Source organism: Nostoc sp. S13 (assembly GCF_029379315.1).
Classification (GTDB): domain Bacteria; phylum Cyanobacteriota; class Cyanobacteriia; order Cyanobacteriales; family Nostocaceae; genus Nostoc.
The window spans coordinates 1-16,580 of sequence record NZ_JAQYWQ010000141.1; the positions used below are offsets into that span (position 1 = coordinate 1).

Annotated in this window: 14 protein-coding genes, 1 other RNA gene and 1 CRISPR repeat array; of the genes, 7 read left to right on the top strand and 8 right to left on the bottom strand. The window is 41.0% G+C overall.

Annotated elements, in window-relative coordinates; translation table 11 throughout:
• Window positions 1-52 precede the first annotated feature (52 nt).
• Genes PUQ00_RS28665 through PUQ00_RS28675 form a run of 3 tightly spaced genes read right to left on the bottom strand, consistent with a single transcriptional unit; the run spans window position 53 to window position 1,244 of the window.
• Entirely contained in the window at window positions 53-664 is a 612-nt protein-coding gene (locus PUQ00_RS28665; protein ID WP_300422926.1) for a hypothetical protein, read from the bottom strand.
• A gap of 37 nt (window positions 665-701) precedes the next feature.
• Window positions 702-929: a hypothetical protein gene (locus tag PUQ00_RS28670; protein ID WP_300422927.1), complete on the bottom strand. Its 228-nt coding sequence runs from the start codon at window positions 927-929 to the stop codon at window positions 702-704.
• Window positions 930-950: 21 nt separating this feature from the next.
• Window positions 951-1,244 (bottom strand): hypothetical protein, encoded by a 294-nt coding sequence (locus tag PUQ00_RS28675; RefSeq protein WP_300422929.1) that lies wholly within the window; start codon window positions 1,242-1,244, stop codon window positions 951-953.
• 412 nt (window positions 1,245-1,656) lie between these two features.
• On the opposite strand from PUQ00_RS28675, the gene ssrA reads away from it, so the two are divergent.
• Window positions 1,657-2,052: a transfer-messenger RNA gene (gene ssrA, locus PUQ00_RS28680) on the top strand.
• A gap of 176 nt (window positions 2,053-2,228) precedes the next feature.
• On the opposite strand, the gene PUQ00_RS28685 is transcribed toward ssrA, so the two are convergent.
• Window positions 2,229-2,672, bottom strand: a complete 444-nt coding sequence (locus PUQ00_RS28685) for a helix-turn-helix domain-containing protein (RefSeq protein ID WP_300422931.1) — start codon at window positions 2,670-2,672, stop codon at window positions 2,229-2,231.
• A gap of 1,175 nt (window positions 2,673-3,847) precedes the next feature.
• Between PUQ00_RS28685 and PUQ00_RS28690 the strand changes: the two genes are divergently transcribed.
• From PUQ00_RS28690 to PUQ00_RS28705, 4 genes are all read left to right on the top strand, one after another.
• Window positions 3,848-5,587 (top strand): diflavin flavoprotein, encoded by a 1,740-nt coding sequence (locus PUQ00_RS28690; protein WP_300422933.1) that lies wholly within the window; start codon window positions 3,848-3,850, stop codon window positions 5,585-5,587.
• 122 nt (window positions 5,588-5,709) lie between these two features.
• Window positions 5,710-7,422, top strand: a complete 1,713-nt coding sequence (locus PUQ00_RS28695; protein WP_300422935.1) for a diflavin flavoprotein — start codon at window positions 5,710-5,712, stop codon at window positions 7,420-7,422.
• Between the two features lie 224 nt (window positions 7,423-7,646).
• Window positions 7,647-7,868 carry an FG-GAP repeat protein gene (locus PUQ00_RS28700; protein WP_300422953.1) on the top strand — a complete coding sequence of 74 codons (222 nt, stop codon included), beginning with the start codon at window positions 7,647-7,649 and terminating at the stop codon, window positions 7,866-7,868.
• Window positions 7,869-8,016: 148 nt separating this feature from the next.
• A complete protein-coding gene (locus tag PUQ00_RS28705; RefSeq protein ID WP_300422937.1) occupies window positions 8,017-8,196 on the top strand; it encodes a hypothetical protein in 180 nt (59 codons plus the stop codon).
• Window positions 8,197-8,236: 40 nt separating this feature from the next.
• On the opposite strand, the gene PUQ00_RS28710 is transcribed toward PUQ00_RS28705, so the two are convergent.
• Complete coding sequence (locus PUQ00_RS28710) at window positions 8,237-9,529, bottom strand: dicarboxylate/amino acid:cation symporter (protein ID WP_300422939.1); 1,293 nt, start codon at window positions 9,527-9,529, stop codon at window positions 8,237-8,239.
• A gap of 220 nt (window positions 9,530-9,749) precedes the next feature.
• On the opposite strand from PUQ00_RS28710, the gene PUQ00_RS28715 reads away from it, so the two are divergent.
• Complete coding sequence (locus tag PUQ00_RS28715) at window positions 9,750-12,377, top strand: DNA polymerase III subunit alpha (protein WP_300422940.1); 2,628 nt, start codon at window positions 9,750-9,752, stop codon at window positions 12,375-12,377.
• A 56-nt stretch (window positions 12,378-12,433) separates the two neighbouring features.
• Here PUQ00_RS28715 and PUQ00_RS28720 read toward each other — a convergent pair whose 3' ends face one another.
• Complete coding sequence (locus tag PUQ00_RS28720) at window positions 12,434-12,865, bottom strand: hypothetical protein (protein ID WP_300422942.1); 432 nt, start codon at window positions 12,863-12,865, stop codon at window positions 12,434-12,436.
• A gap of 3 nt (window positions 12,866-12,868) precedes the next feature.
• Here PUQ00_RS28720 and PUQ00_RS28725 point away from each other — a divergent pair, with 3 nt between their 5' ends.
• Complete coding sequence (locus PUQ00_RS28725) at window positions 12,869-13,018, top strand: hypothetical protein (protein ID WP_300422945.1); 150 nt, start codon at window positions 12,869-12,871, stop codon at window positions 13,016-13,018.
• 88 nt (window positions 13,019-13,106) lie between these two features.
• A CRISPR array of direct repeats spans window positions 13,107-14,946; the repeat unit is 37 nt; unit sequence GTTTCAATCCCTAATAGGGAGTTAATGAAATTTCAAC.
• A 211-nt stretch (window positions 14,947-15,157) separates the two neighbouring features.
• On the opposite strand, the gene cas2 is transcribed toward PUQ00_RS28725, so the two are convergent.
• Together cas2 and cas1d are read right to left on the bottom strand one after the other, a co-directional pair.
• Window positions 15,158-15,445: a CRISPR-associated endonuclease Cas2 gene (gene cas2, locus PUQ00_RS28730; protein WP_300422948.1), complete on the bottom strand. Its 288-nt coding sequence runs from the start codon at window positions 15,443-15,445 to the stop codon at window positions 15,158-15,160.
• Window positions 15,446-15,467: 22 nt separating this feature from the next.
• A complete protein-coding gene (gene cas1d, locus PUQ00_RS28735) occupies window positions 15,468-16,472 on the bottom strand; it encodes a type I-D CRISPR-associated endonuclease Cas1d (RefSeq protein WP_300422951.1) in 1,005 nt (334 codons plus the stop codon).
• Window positions 16,473-16,580 lie beyond the last annotated feature (108 nt).

The window sequence follows — 16,580 nt, forward strand, 5'->3', positions numbered from 1 at the left end:
ATACAAGGTCAGTACCAAGTCGAGCGTTTTACATTTAATTAGGTTGAGCTACTTAACGACTGAAACCAATTTCTCCAGCATAGTGTAGAAGAACAAGAACTTCTTCTTCGGAAGTTAAATCTGTTCTCTCTACAAGTAAAATGTCCTCGAATTGACCGATACTAGGAACGTCGAACTGAAGCAATTCATGTATTGTCTTTGCTACTTTTTCTCTATCGCCTTGCCAGAAGATACGAAGAACTTCATTCATGCACCAACGTATTGATTCAGTCACAAATTTTGAGTCCATATGATTTGGTGTGTAATTAGGACTTATATGTACAGCACCTCGTTGACTTCTGAATTTGTAAACTGTGCGTAGAACACGCGCCAGATGTAACGCATCGTATCTAGATTTCATTGTGTGAGTAACATGCTCGTTTTCAATATATTTCAGGCAATCATCTAAGGACTTAGACTGATTGAGGTTTCCTGAATCAAAGTGATACAAAATCCTGGCAAGGATTTCGCAGAATTGACCTCCATCTAACTCAGCAGGTTCCCAATCACGTTGAATGTAGCGACGTTCCATTGAAATGAACTCATCTACTAGCTGGTTGGCTAGTAGATTATCAATTGGAGGAGAGATTTGGTGAACGATAAAATTTATTTCAGCTAACCCCATAGACTAAATTGTCCAGTTCTCGATAATCTTGCAATGCTCAATCGTTTTGTATTTGACCGCGTGCTTGAGCTATTAATTGTTGAACACATTTTTCTCCTTCAGTTGTCAAGAACCAAGCTGAAGGGCTTTTAGTGGCATTGTCAGAAACTAAAGCAGGCTTCTTGCCTTTTGCTCTACCAAGGTCGCGATTAATTTGACTAGTCGAAATTTGCCCTGATTGTCGAAAGTGTTTATTGAAGGTTGTAGAAATTTCACTCCCTGTCAACTCCAAGACTTCTGCTTCTATCTAAACTACATAAAGAAGCCACATGGACTTATCAGTTGTAGACCAATCTTGCTGAGGATTTCCCCATTTTGATGGATCATGCTTCCAATCTACTGCTAATGCTTTAGCCTTTCCATTCAACGTTGAATTCGTAGATGTTTGGGAATACTGTCTACTAGAGCGTTTTTTCCGACTTTTGGGTTTAGCCTCAGATGCCAGTTGAGGTAAATCCTTATTTTCAATAATTTCACCTTCAACAATATTAGACGCTGGCAGCAATAAACCAGACATTTGCTGTCCCACCGCTTGAGCCATAAACGGTACATCCTCACGACTACCTTCAATTTACAATTCAAAACCTGTTAATTTCAGCTTAATTTTGAACTTGTTAGCCATCTCAACCTCCTTAAAAGTAGTTTTTTACAAACTCTCAAATAGTGCTTTGCTAATTTTAGCTATCAAGCACATATATGTATATTACTCAAAATACTACTTTATACTACATGGTGTATGGATTCCCACATCTTACTCATAGAGAGATTTCTATAACACTCATATGGATAACGGTTATGAGACACCACTCTATGTGTAAAATACACTTATGGTCTACAGCCAAGTTCCTATAAAGATACCATGTGTTTCTCAGCAGTACTGGCATGAACCAAAAATTTTTTGTCTAGTAACACATTTCAAGAATTGCGTATTATAATTGAAATATGAAGCGCATGGGTCCGTCACGGTTTCGACAGGTTGGCGAACGCTGCTCTGTGATTCAGGTCGAGAGTGAGTCTCCTCTCGCAAATCAAAGGCTCGCAAAAAAAGTAAATGCGAACAACATCGTTAACTTTGCTCGTCGGGAAGCTCCAGTACTTGTAGCTGCCTAAACACCTCTTATAGGTTCGAGCGTCTTTAGTTTGACTCCGTTAAGGACTGAAGACCAAACCCCAACGGATGCTCTAGCAAGCGTTCTCTGGTTGGCTTGCTGGCTAAGATTAAATCAGAGCATCCTACGTTCGGGATAATGAACGATTCCCGCCTTGAGGGTCAGAAAGGCTAAACCTGTGAATGAGCGGGGGGTCAATACCCAATTTGGACAGCAGTTCGACTCTGCTCGGATCCACTAAGAATAAGTAACAAATCCACCAAACACTTTAATGTTTAGGTGGATTTTGTTTTATCTAAACAGAATTCAGGAATCAGAAATCAGAATTCAGAATGAATTGGAGTCCAACTGGCGAATAGCGCAGTGTAAAGCTTTCTCTTCTCCCTTTGGGAAAAGGGGAGACGTTCAACAATCAGCTAATTATTCTGTTCCTGGGATTGTGTAGGTGGACTTTCAAACCTGCTTCCTCTTTTTTTAAGTACCCGCCGTAATCGGTCTGCACTCAAGCTTACTTGACGGTCAGATGCCAGTTTTTTTGCCAGTTGTTTTGAGTTATAAGTCTGTGGCTCTTGAGCTAAACAATTTTCTAGATAAACCAAGTCTGATTCCGAATATCGAGGTTTTCCCCCTCGACCAGGAGCATCCCACAGACCAGCTAAACCCATCTTTTCCCAGCGATGAAGAGTTTGACGTACTGTTGAAATTGCCCAGTTTAAGCCTTTAGCAATATGCTCATTTTTTAAGCCGCGAGCATTCAGCAGTAAAACTTGAGCACGATCCTTGGTACGTTGAGGAACATCTTTGGCTTTTCTTAACTCTTCTAAAGTCAGCTTTTCTTCTTCATTTAGAAAGACTTTCAATCGGCATCCCATAAACGATAACCTTTCACACAGTCAATTTTTGGCATTGTTATGTCTATTCACGCCTCTATATTTACTACGGCATGTATTTAATAATACATTTGCAAATGGAATAACAAGTATTAAGTATGCCGAAGTTTAGCCCTATGGCTGTTATGCGCGAAGTATTAGCTTGAAAAGATTGTTAATATTTGTAATTTCTCATCCGCAATGAATTTTCGTAAATAGTTAGGTACACAAAAAACGACACCCTTAGTCTGTACGGGTATGTATATTGAATAGCTAGACACCGTAGCTTATGGCTATGATGAAAATAATTTGTTGGCTTTGTCTTGATTAATGCTTAGGTTGATAATAAAGAAACTGTATCATTAAAATTATTAGATTATTCGTATTGTTACCGTCATTCATCGAAACTTTAAAAATGATTTTTACCCTAGTTTCTACTTTAATGAGCAGAAAAAGATATACAGTCCCAGTTATTTTTATTCAACTCGTTTCAGAAACTTATCCTTGATTATCTCCCAAAAGACATCTGTTTTCTCTACTTTACATAAAATTTATATTTTACGTAACCAGATTCTTGCTTGAGACAACAATATATCTAACACCCATTGGAAAAAATAGTAATAACAGCTTATTTGATAGATATTTAAAATGTGGGGAAAATTTGTCCTACCTTTCCTACCTTTCCTACTTTTCCTACCTTTCCTACTTAGTTATAACAAAGGACTTCAAAAAAAGTAACTTTTTCTATTCTCTTAAGACATCGATTTTGCGATCGCCCAATATTCTGCGCCACAATTATAAAATTTCTTTGTAATTGTGGTATGTCCTTAGCATTCATAGGTCATTTTCAAAAAGAAAGGTTCTCTAACAGTCGTGGATGTGTGATATTTTTAAATTTTTAAGTTTTTATTGTCAAATAATATGATGAACATGATATTTTTGAATTAGGATAAAACCAGATGAGTAGCAAAACTAATACTCCGTAAATCTCTAGAAATACATTAATATTTAGTAGATTTCGTAAGTCATATTTTTTGCGAAAAAACAGCAATAATTGATACAAGTTAAATTTTTCAAAAACTGATATTCATTACAACTCAAAAAAAGAATAATCGCGACAATGGGGGCAGAAGAAAAACCTGTTAATTTGCGCTCGGAGACGAATAATGGTAGCGATGTCTACGACCGGCAAGGCCAACGCAGAGAACGTTCAACATCGGCTAACTATACAAACTGTAGAAATTGCCCCTAACACAACGGCGATTCGCTCTCTTGATTGGGACCGCGATCGCTTCGATATCGAATTCGGACTGCAAAACGGCACAACCTACAATTCATATCTAATTAGGGGTGAACAAACAGTTTTGATTGATACTTCTCACCAGAAGTTTCGCGATCTGTATTTGGAGACTCTCAAAGGTCTTGTTAACCCCAAAACAATTGATTACATAATTGTCAGTCACACAGAGCCAGACCATAGCGGCTTAGTAGAAGATGTCCTCCAATTAGCTCCTAGAGCCACTGTCTTAGCCTCAAAAGTTGCGCTTCAGTTTTTGGAAGGGTTAGTACACGATCCTTTTTCTAAGCGGGTTGTAAAAACTGGCGATCGCATAGATATCGGCAAAGGACACGAAATAGAATTCGTGAGTGCGCCTAACCTGCACTGGCCGGATACAATCTTTAGCTTTGACCGCAAAACCCAAATCCTTTACACCTGCGATGCTTTTGGGATGCATTTCTGTGATGATCGCACCTTCGACGAAGATTTAGAAGCGATCGAAGCTGACTTTAGATTTTACTACGACTGTTTGATGGGCCCTAACGCTCGTTCTTTGGTGAATGCCATGAAGCGGATGAGCGAACTAGGGAAGATTAATATTATTGCTAACGGTCACGGGCCATTACTATATCACCATCTAGATGTTCTAACTGGGTGCTACGAAAATTGGAGTCAAAAACAAGCTAAAGCAGAAACAACAGTTGGCTTGTTTTTTGTCTCAGATTACGGGTATGGTGAGCGCCTTGGTCACGCAATTGCCGAAGGTATACTGAAAACCGGCGTTGGCGTAGAAGTACTGGATTTGAGTACTGCTGAGAGCCAAGAAATTCAAGAACTAGCCGGGAGAGCAGCTGGCATCATTATTGGTATGCCTCCGACTAGCGCCGCCGCCGCCCAAGCTAGTATCAGTTCGCTGCTAGCAGTCGCCAAGAACAAGCAAGTGATTGGGCTGTTTGAGTGTTACGGTGGGGATGACGAACCCATTGATACACTCCGCAGACAATTTCTCAACTCTGGCATCAAAGAAGCCTTCCCAGCGATTCGGATTAAAGAGGTTCCCACCGCATCAACATTCCAGTTGTGTGAAGAAGCGGGTAAAGACATCGGACAATTGCTAGTGCGCGATCGCAACATCAAGCAAATCAAATCCCTTGATGTCAACATGGAAAAGGCGCTGGGTCGGATTAGCAGTGGACTGTATATAGTCACCACTAAAAAAGGAAATGTGTCAAGTGCAATGCTGGCATCCTGGGTAACGCAAGCGAGTTTGCAACCATTAGGATTCACAATTGCCGTTGCCAAAGACCGCGCCATTGATTCCTTAATGCAAGTAGGCGATCGCTTCGTCCTCAACGTTTTAGAAGAAGGCAATTATCAAGAACTCAAGAAACACTTTCTCAAGCGCTTGCATCCCGGTGCTGACCGCTTTGCTGGAGTGAAAACTCAAACCGCGAAAAACGGTTCGCCGATTCTAACTGATGCTTTGGCATACATGGAATGTGAAATACAGACCAGCATGGAATGCAGCGACCACTGGATTTTATACTGCACCGTCCAAGAAGGTCGTGTTTCCAAAAACGATGGAATAACAGCCGTTCGCCATCGCAAAGTAGGTAATTACTACTAAAGATTGGGCATGGGGCATGGGACATGGGGCATGGGGTATTCTCCTTGTTCCCAGTCCCTATTCCTAATGCCCAATGCCCTATTCCCAATGCCCAATGCCCAATTCCCCAACTTTAAACAGCTATGACCAATTCCAAGCCACGCGACGTCCAAGTTCTACCAATTGCTACAAATACTAAGGCTATCAGAGCACGTAGTTGGTCACGTCTGCGGTTTGAAATTGAATACGCACTTGAAAGAGGTACTACCTCCAATTGCTATTTAATTGAAGCTGATAAAACCGCACTTATTGATCCACCCCCAGAAAGCTTTACCGAAATTTATTTAGAGGCATTGCGGCAGACTTTAGATTTGCAAAGTTTGGATTATATCATTCTGGGTCATTTTAATCCCAACCGAGTTGCAACCCTCAAAGCAATTTTAGAACTGGCACCACAGGTAACTTTTGTCTGTTCTCTTCCCGGTGCGAACAATTTGCGTGCTGCTTTCCTAGAGCAAGATTTGAAAGTCTTGGTGATGCGGGGGAAAGAAACTCTGGATTTAGGCAAGGGTCATGTTTTAAAATTCCTCCCCACTCCCAGTCCACGTTGGCCGGAAGGACTTTGTACTTATGACCAGCAAACCCAAATTCTTTACACAGATAAGTTATTTGCAACTCATCTCTGTGGTGATGAAGTCTTTGATGATAACTGGGAAGCCCTCAAAGAAGACCAGCGTTACTACTTTAACTGCCTGATGGCTCCCCAAGCTCCTCATGTGGAAGCAGCTTTGGAGAAAATATCAGATTTGCAAGTGAGAATGTATGCTGTGGGTCATGGGCCCTTAGTACGCACCAGCTTAATTGAACTTACCAAAGCTTATGGAGAATGGAGTCGCGCTCACAACGATCGCGAGATTTCCGTTGCCCTACTTTATGCTTCAGCTTACGGGAATACGGCGACTTTAGCACAAGCGATCGCTCTGGGATTAACTAAAGGTGGAGTCGCAGTCAAATCGATCAACTGCGAATTTGCGACCCCTGATGAAATTCGGACTAACCTAGGACAGTCAGACGGTTTTATCATCGGTTCTCCCACCATTGGCGGTCATGCGCCAACTCCCATTCATACTGCTTTAGGGATTGTGCTATCAAGCGGTGACAACAGCAAACTTGCTGGGGTATTTGGTTCTTATGGTTGGAGTGGCGAAGCATTTGACTTAATCGAAGGTAAACTCCGGGATGCTGGATATCGCTTTGGCTTTGACACCCTCAAGGTCAAATTTAAACCTGATGATGTCACTCTCAAGTTCTGTGAAGAACTAGGTACAGACTTTGCCCAAGCACTGAAAAAGGCTAAAAAGGTACGCGTACCACAACAAACTGCTACTCCAGTGGAACAGGCTGTTGGTCGGATTGTTGGTTCCGTTTGCGTGGTGACAGCGAAACAAGGAGAAGTGTCCACCGGAATGCTAGGCGCTTGGGTTTCTCAAGCCACCTTCAACCCACCTGGACTAACTGTTGCGATCGCTAAAGACCGAGCGATCGAATCTTTAATGTATCCAGGCGGTAAGTTTGCTTTAAATATCTTACCTGAAGGCAATCATCAAGATTACATGAAGCATTTCCGTAAATCTTTTGCGCCTGGGGAAGACCGATTTGCCAACTTTAGTACAGCAGTTGCAGATAACGGCTGTACCGTCCTTACCGACGCACTAGCATATTTGGAATGCTCAGTCAACCAACGTCTGGAATGTGGCGATCATTGGGTTGTGTATGCAACTGTCGATGAAGGTAAATTACTCAAGCCTGATGATGTTACTGCCATCAACCATCGCAAAACGGGCACTCATTATTAGATAGTCAGAAATTTAACCTAAACAGCGACTTTAGCTCAAACATAGCCAAGGTCTTTTATGAGAAAATTCTCTTTTTTCTTGTGGGATGGGCATCTTGCCCGTCCCAGTTTTTTTTGTCCATAGCTAAATGTTAATTTTCTGGGCAGATTATTGTGATCTGCCCAGTGGCGATCGGGTTTCGCAGCGACGAAATTCGACGAGTCGTAACAGTGGGATGAGAAGCAATCCACAATTTTAAGAGGAATCAACAACTCAGTTATTTTGCCAGCAATGCCGGAGATGTGAATGGTGATGGCTTCGATGACCTGATTATTACGGCATTTAGTGTCTCCCCTGACACCATCGAGTCGCCTGCCAAGAGCTACGTGGTGATTAGCAAGAGCAATGGCTTTGGAGCCAACATCAGAAAAATGATGCGTGTAATTTCAGTATTAAACCGGAAATAACATGAATTCACTTTCTGAAATTCCGCAATTGCCACCAAGACAATTGTAAAAACACAGTGTAGCCTTTAATTAGAAAAACAGTATCAAGCAGTTCCGAGACAAAATGTTAACTATTACCACTAAATTTTTATAATATTTTGTTGTTCTTATGGCTCCAAAACACACCAAGATTAAATTTCCCCTTTGGCAGTATCTGAACCAGCCCTTATTTAGTCACAATACTAAATTGGTATTGAATCCCCATCGCTTTGCATTGATCTGGCGTCTTCAACTTATAGAACGCTGCTGGACTAAAGAATGTGACGCCAAAGGGCCTCAACAGCATTAGATATCTGAAAAGCTGCTGCACTCAACTAAAAGCTGGCAAACTAAGCCTCGTCTACAGAACGTGGCTTTTTGCCGTCAAGTAAAGCACTAACAGTCATATCTCCCATGACATTAATCGCAGTGCGGCAGCGATCCAGAAACCAGTCTACAGTAACTAGCAAAGCAATGTACTGGGTAGGTAAGCCTACAGAAGTGAACACCAGTGTCATCGTTACTAATCCAGCATTAGGAATATTTGCTGCACCTACGGATGCAAAAATCGAGGTAAGGATGACAATTAACTGCTGTCCCAGATTTAGATGTTGCCCAATTAGTTGGGAAATAAACAACGCAGACATTGCTTCATAAAGGGCAGTACCATCATTATTGAAATTTGCCCCTACTAATGCCCCCAAAGCAGCAGAAGATTCCCTTAAACCGACTTTTGTTTGCAAAACCTCAAAGGTTACGGGCATTGCCGCCGCCGAGGAAGAAGTTGAGAAAGCTGTCAAAAAGGCATCAGAACCGCCAGCGAGGAATTTTAGTGGGTGTACCCAAGAACCAAATTTTACTCTGATGAGGTAGTAGCACGCCTGCAATACCAGTGCTAACAGCACCGCCACGATAAATGCACCCAAGGATTTAAACGGTGTAAATCCTTGCATAGCAACAGTTTTAGCAACAATCCCAAAGACTGCGAAAGGCACTAAGGCAATTACCCAGTTGAGGACACCCACTACCGCTTCAAATAAAATCCCGATCACATCCTCTATCGACTGGTATCCTTTTTTCCCTTGGGCAAGTTGTTCAGATTTTAATCCCCGCAGGACGATGCCAAAACTCAGGGCAATCACAATTAGTTGGATGACATTATTATCAACTAATGGTTTCAGGACAGCTTCCGGTACAGCATCTTTGAGTATTCCCCAAGGGTCAAGATTCTGAGGAGTTATTTGTGTAGTTGTTGAGGTGGCTACATTCCCCCAAGTCCCCGGATGCAGCACATTTGCTACCAAAAGTCCCACTAAAATAGCTACGGTAGTGTTAGTTAAAAGTAGCACTGCCAGCCGCCGTCCGGCTGTACCAGGGATGTTGGTAGTCATCAAGGTATGCAGCACCGCTACCAGAATCAGGGGTGTAGCCAAGGCACGAAGAGCCTTTAACACCAATTCAGCCGGAATTGCTAAATTGTTGATTAAGACGGCATTGCTGGGATTGGGATTCCCTGCACCAAGGGCAATTCCGACGCTGACTGCCACTACTAAGGCGATGACAATTTGTAAAGTGAGAGGGATACGCTGCCACCAAGGGCTAGCTTTGGTTTTAGGCGAAGTATTGCTCTCTGTTTGACTCATTGGCTAGATACTGGTTAATTGCTGTAACTATTAAAACTTCACTTTCGGAAGTGAAAATTTCGGAAACAAGTTAATCTAAGATCCCGTTGCTTTGTAAAATCAGGCTCGAAAGGGTATGCGACTGGGTAGACCCCTAGAGATCAGCTGATTAGCATTGAAACTGTATTTTATCAGTAGCTCTAATGCTTGCTGTGCTGTATTTTTTCATTTTGAATTGCTTATGTCCTTTGTACCTTTACATATTCACAGTGACTATAGTCTACTCGATGGAGCAAGTCAGCTACCAGAGTTGGTGGATCAAGCGATCGCACTGGGGATGAAAGCGATCGCCCTTACAGATCATGGTGTCATGTATGGCGCTATTGAACTGATCAAAATCTGCCGTAGTCAAAATATTAAGCCGATTATCGGCAATGAAATGTATGTAATTAACGGCGATATTCAGAAACAAGAACGCCGCCCCAAATATCATCAAGTTGTTTTAGCTAAAAATACTAAAGGTTATAAAAATTTAGTCAAATTAACCACAATCTCTCACCTGAAAGGTGTTCAAGGTCAAGGAATTTTTTCTCGTCCTTGTATTAATAAAGATTTACTCAAAGAATATCATGAAGGCTTGATTGTCACTAGTGCTTGCTTGGGTGGAGAAGTTCCGCAAGCGATTCTCAGTGGTAGACCAGATGCAGCCCGAAAAGTTGCTCAGTGGTATAAAGATGTATTTGGTGATGATTATTATCTAGAAATTCAAGACCACGGCTCCCAAGAAGACCGAATTGTTAATGTTGAAATTGTCAAAATTGCGCGGGAGCTAGGGATTAAATTTGTTGCTACCAATGATTCTCATTTTATTTCATGTTTTGACGTTGAAGCCCACGATGCTTTGCTATGTATTCAGACTCACAAGCTAATTATTGAAGATAAGCGAATGCGTTATAGCGGCACAGAGTATCTCAAATCTGGTGAGGAGATGCAGCAGCTATTTCGTGACCATTTGCCCGATGATGTGATTAGCGAAGCGATCGCCACTACTGAAGAAGTCGCCGATAAAGTCGAGCCTTACCATATTATGGGTGAGCCTCAGATTCCTACACCCCCCATTCCTTCTGGTCATACTGCTGATACTTACGCCGAAGATGTTGCATGGAACGGACTTTTAGAAAGGTTAAATCGTAAATCTCGTCAGGAAGTCGATTCCGTCTATAAAGAAAGATTGGAATACGAACTGAAAATGATTCAGCAGATGGGTTTTTCCAAATACTTTTTAGTTGTATGGGACTACATCAAATTTGCTAGAGATAATAATATTCCTGTGGGGCCAGGTCGGGGTTCGGCGGCTGGTTCATTAGTTGCTTATGCAATGCGAATTACTAACATTGACCCTGTACATCATGGTTTACTATTTGAGCGTTTCTTGAACCCAGAACGTAAATCCATGCCTGATATTGATACAGATTTCTGTATTGAACAACGGGATAAAGTTATTGAATATGTAACTGAGAAATATGGTGCAGATAGAGTTGCCCAAATTATTACTTTTAACCGCCTAACTTCTAAAGCTGTTTTGAAAGATGTCGCCAGAGTATTGAATATTCCCTATGGGGAAGCTGACAAAATGGCGAAACTAATTCCTGTGGTGCGCGGGAAACCAACAAAACTCAAGGTGATGATTTCTAATCAAACCCCAGAACTAGAGTTTAAAGAGAAATATGATAAAGAACCGCATGTTCGCCATTGGCTTGATATGGCGATGCGAATTGAAGGAACTAACAAAACTTTTGGTGTTCATGCAGCAGGTGTGGTAATTTCTGCCGATCCACTTGATGAAATTGTGCCGCTACAGAAGAATAATGACGGTTCTGTAATTACCCAGTATTTCATGGAAGACCTGGAATCAATGGGTTTGTTAAAAATGGATTTTCTAGGTTTACGGAACCTGACGCTGATTCAAAGAACCGTTGATTTAATTCAAGAAACGAGAGGATATCGGGTTGATCCTGATGAAATTCCCCGCCAGGAAAGAAAAGCGCAAAAGATATTAGCTAAAGGTGAACATAGTACTCTACCAAAAGATGTCCAAAAAACCTATGAACTATTAGAAGCAGGTGAGTTAGAAGGGATATTTCAATTAGAGTCTTCTGGGATGCGTCAGATTGTCCGAGATTTGAAGCCTTCTAATATAGAAGATATTTCTTCAATTTTGGCACTTTATCGACCTGGGCCATTAGATGCGGGGCTGATTCCGAAATTTATTAACCGCAAACATGGTCGAGAAACAATTGATTATCAACACACCATTCTAGAACCAATATTAGACGAAACCTATGGAATTATGGTCTATCAAGAGCAAATCATGAAAATTGCTCAAGATATGGCTGGATATACATTAGGACAAGCTGACTTGCTGCGCCGGGCGATGGGTAAAAAGAAAGTTTCTGAGATGCAAAAGCAGCGAGAAAAATTCGTGGATGGCGCAGCGAAAAATGGTGTTCAGAAAAAAGTTGCGGATGAATTATTTGAGCAAATGTTGAAGTTTGCTGAATATTGTTTAAGTTATGACACGGAAATCTTGACAGTAGAATATGGATTTATGCCGATTGGGGAAATTGTCGAAAAACGCATTGAATGTACTGTGTACAGCGTTGATAATAATGGAAATATTTATACGCAACCTGTGGCACAATGGCACGATCGCGGACAACAAGAGGTGTTTGAATATTGTTTGGAAGATGGTTCCTTGATTCGAGCAACAAAAGACCATAAATTTATGACTGTTGATGGTCAAATGTTGCCAATTGATGAAATATTTGAACGGGAATTGGATTTGATGCGGGTAAAGGGTTTGCCGTAATGAGAAATTACAGGCGCGATCGCATTTCTTGAAAACACATATAGGTTATGTTTCTCTCAATTGCGTAGGCGTAGCCCGTCGTAGACATCGTTGCCATTAGGAGCCGACAGTTGAATTATTTCAGAAAAACGTGAATACTTAACCGCATCGGTAGCGGGATAATCCGCCGACACTGCAAGTAACCCAGTTTTTATATCCTCGAAATAAATCATACCCCCAATACGTCCTTCAACTTGGAAAGGTCCATGAAATAAACGATAGTTTGGAATGTAGATCAGGAAAAAGCCAGTAATCTTGATTGCCCTGCCAAACATCTGCTGACAAGTTTTGTGGAGGATAGCATCTAGGTATTCATTATAAAGAGGCTCACCCAGGTCAGTAAATTCCGGCTGATCCGCAAAATGATCCATATAAAATGACCAGATATGGGACAAGTCTGCTTCATGGGTCAGCTTTTGTTTGAGTTCCTGCAATCGGTCGATTTTCATAGTGTGGATATTGAGGAGATAGGGCGAACAGACAGGACTCTTAAAAATTTACCACAGCGATCGTTCCAACACTTTCGCTTTCAGGGTATTGTCACAGTAGACAATCAGCGTTTACGCCAAGATTTGCCATTTGCTCAAGTAGGTAACTATTGATTTACTAGTGCCAGAGAGCCATTGCGTAACATTTAATGATACATTATGAAGTGCGAAATGTGGGTTTTATACATCAGGCTAATAATTAGTTTCAATCCCTAATAGGGAGTTAATGAAATTTCAACCTCCAAGGCGATGGGGTATTGAGTACAGGGATTTACTGGTTTCAATCCCTAATAGGGAGTTAATGAAATTTCAACTTAAGAGCAACGAAACCTTGGTTCGGGTTATAAGTTTCAATCCCTAATAGGGAGTTAATGAAATTTCAACACCCGGAGTTGGTGAAACTTGCCCACAATTTCAAGTGTTTCAATCCCTAATAGGGAGTTAATGAAATTTCAACTATGTCCACATTAGGAAAGGTTTTTGTGTGTCGTGTTTCAATCCCTAATAGGGAGTTAATGAAATTTCAACATTACCGGGGTGGTTGTAGCAGTAACAGTTTGTGTTTCAATCCCTAATAGGGAGTTAATGAAATTTCAACGAAGTACGGGGATGTTAGGTACGCCTTGCTACTTTGTTTCAATCCCTAATAGGGAGTTAATGAAATTTCAACCAGTTAAGGAGGAAGGTATGCCACTTTTCGGTTTTGTTTCAATCCCTAATAGGGAGTTAATGAAATTTCAACACGTTATTCATTGATGGCGACCAAAAGGTTATAGGGTAGTTTCAATCCCTAATAGGGAGTTAATGAAATTTCAACAAATCTTATGCCATTTAAAAAGGCAGACGGTTTGTTTCAATCCCTAATAGGGAGTTAATGAAATTTCAACCTGCTAAGATACTTCCACCCACGCGCTGTAAGCCATGTTTCAATCCCTAATAGGGAGTTAATGAAATTTCAACCTTAGCCCTAATTCCGCTGTAAGTAAATTTCTCGTTTCAATCCCTAATAGGGAGTTAATGAAATTTCAACTCGGGAGGGGTGTCACTATCTGCTGCGTATTCAACGTTTCAATCCCTAATAGGGAGTTAATGAAATTTCAACGACGTTCGCCGTGTCCTTGCCGTTACCACAGGTTTCAATCCCTAATAGGGAGTTAATGAAATTTCAACTCAGCACAAAGCACTGACTGCAATTGCGCTAATGGTTTCAATCCCTAATAGGGAGTTAATGAAATTTCAACCCTATCGCCGTAGGCGTAATGCTACGCATGTGGACCCTTGACGTTTCAATCCCTAATAGGGAGTTAATGAAATTTCAACCCGTTTTCTATGCAGTCTTGGATGATGTCTACTGCTGTTTCAATCCCTAATAGGGAGTTAATGAAATTTCAACGGATTGAATGACAGTAGTGTAGGTTGGTTTAATGTTTCAATCCCTAATAGGGAGTTAATGAAATTTCAACGTATGCAAGCTTGTCTGTTTGTAACGTAGTTCCGTGTTTCAATCCCTAATAGGGAGTTAATGAAATTTCAACGTAATACCGCAGAAAGCGTACTAGCTGGAATAGTTGTTTCAATCCCTAATAGGGAGTTAATGAAATTTCAACTAATACTATTCAAATGATGATTGCTATCCCCATAGGTTTCAATCCCTAATAGGGAGTTAATGAAATTTCAACCTAGAATCGGCGGAAAGTGGCAGTGTCGCGATGTTGCGTTTCAATCCCTAATAGGGAGTTAATGAAATTTCAACCAATGCAAACGATTAGCGGAGATTACATTTATGGCAGTTTCAATCCCTAATAGGGAGTTAATGAAATTTCAACTGAATACCTAGCACATCCGGTGTCACAAGATGTTTCAATCCCTAATAGGGAGTTAATGAAATTTCAACCGCTGAGCCTACACCCGAAGGACAATACTTGCAGGACGAGTTTCAATCCCTAATAGGGAGTTAATGAAATTTCAACCCGAGATAGTAATCATGATGTCTTCGCTGGGATACGTTTCAATCCCTAATAGGGAGTTAATGAAATTTCAACTGCGACTGCCTAAAATATAGTCTGTATTGGGTTTTCAAGGTTCTGTAGCGCGAATGAGCTAATCATAGCATGGAGAATTGACATTAATTTTTAGGAAAATAACTAAAACCTAGTCTGTGTAAGGTGCGCGGGTACTTTAGTGACTATTTCCCCCAAAACTCTTGCACCAGTGGGATTTGAAGCACCCTTTCATCAATCTCGTTTTAAACATCTACCCATCCGCGCATTCAGCAAAAAAAATAGTGTCATCACGAATTTTTTCCCCACCAATACGTTCAACTTTACTCACACAGCAGGCACATAGGAAGTAAAACAGGATACTATCGCTTTCAGGGTTGATTAACTTGTTCAAGCGCGATCGCAATTTGGCGTACTGAGTATCGGTCAGGTAGCATTCAAATACACTATACTGTACCCACTGTCCATAGGACTTGAGAACTTTGTGAATTTTAGTGCGGCGTTTATCTTCGGAAATATCATACGACACAATCACATTCATCGCTACTTTTATTCTCCAGTTTCTATTTCAAAACCAATGGTGGATATTTTTCCGTTTCACCCATCAAATATTTTGCTAATAATCGAGCCTGTAGTTCAAATGCTTCTTGGTAACTACATTTGCGTCCTAATACAGGATGTTTAAACTCGGATTGTTTCTTTTGCGCGTATTGTTGCAAAAATCTTTTTCGCCCTTCTGGGGTTAAAGAAACTGCGCCACTCAACGGTTCTGTGATAAAATCTGCTTTTGCCAACAATTGCTTATTCAATGTAGATAATACTATTGCATCTACTATTAAGGGGCGAAATTCTTCCATTAAGTCTAATGCTAATGACGGTCTACCATAGCGTTCGCAATGTAGGTATCCTAAATATGGATCAAATCCAGCAATGTTGACTGCACCTTGAATGTCATGGCGCAATAATGAATAGCCAAAGCTGAGTAAAGAATTAACAGGATCAGTTGGAGGACGACGGACACGTTTATTAAAACTAAACTCTGTAGTCCGAATTAATTGGTCAAAGCAACCGAAATAAGCAGCACTCCCGGCACCTTCTAACCCACGTAGTGAATTAATATTTTTAGTAGTCTCGATTGGTGCGATCGCTTGCTCTAAACGTGTTACATTCACAGATAAATCCAAGCCTGGGCTTTCACGTTGGCGACGGATGAGGAAATTACGGTAGTTTTTCAGCTTCCCACGGACAAACCCTTGTACTACATGAATTGCTTGGGCTGACTCACCTATTGCTTGCCATTGAGCCTTACGTACAAAGATATTTTTGCTGACTTCTGGTTCTATCCTTCCCAAATAACGACCAGTTTCTGTGAGAAATGTAACAGGTATATGCCGCTCTAATAGTTCAGATATGGCGGCTGGTGAAACAGTTGCACGTCCTAAAACTACAACACCATCCACCTTTATTAACGGGACATCTAAAATCGTCTTTTTATCAAATTTGACGTGGAGTCGTTCATCGACTTTACCGATAAAAGCATCTTCTTGAGTGACGTATACTGTACCCATAATTACATCCCAAATCAATTCTTAGTTATCAAACAGAATAAAGGTGCCAGTCGTCAGGAGTCAGAATACAGGAAAGGTATTCTGTACGACTGGTGGATGAATAATCGG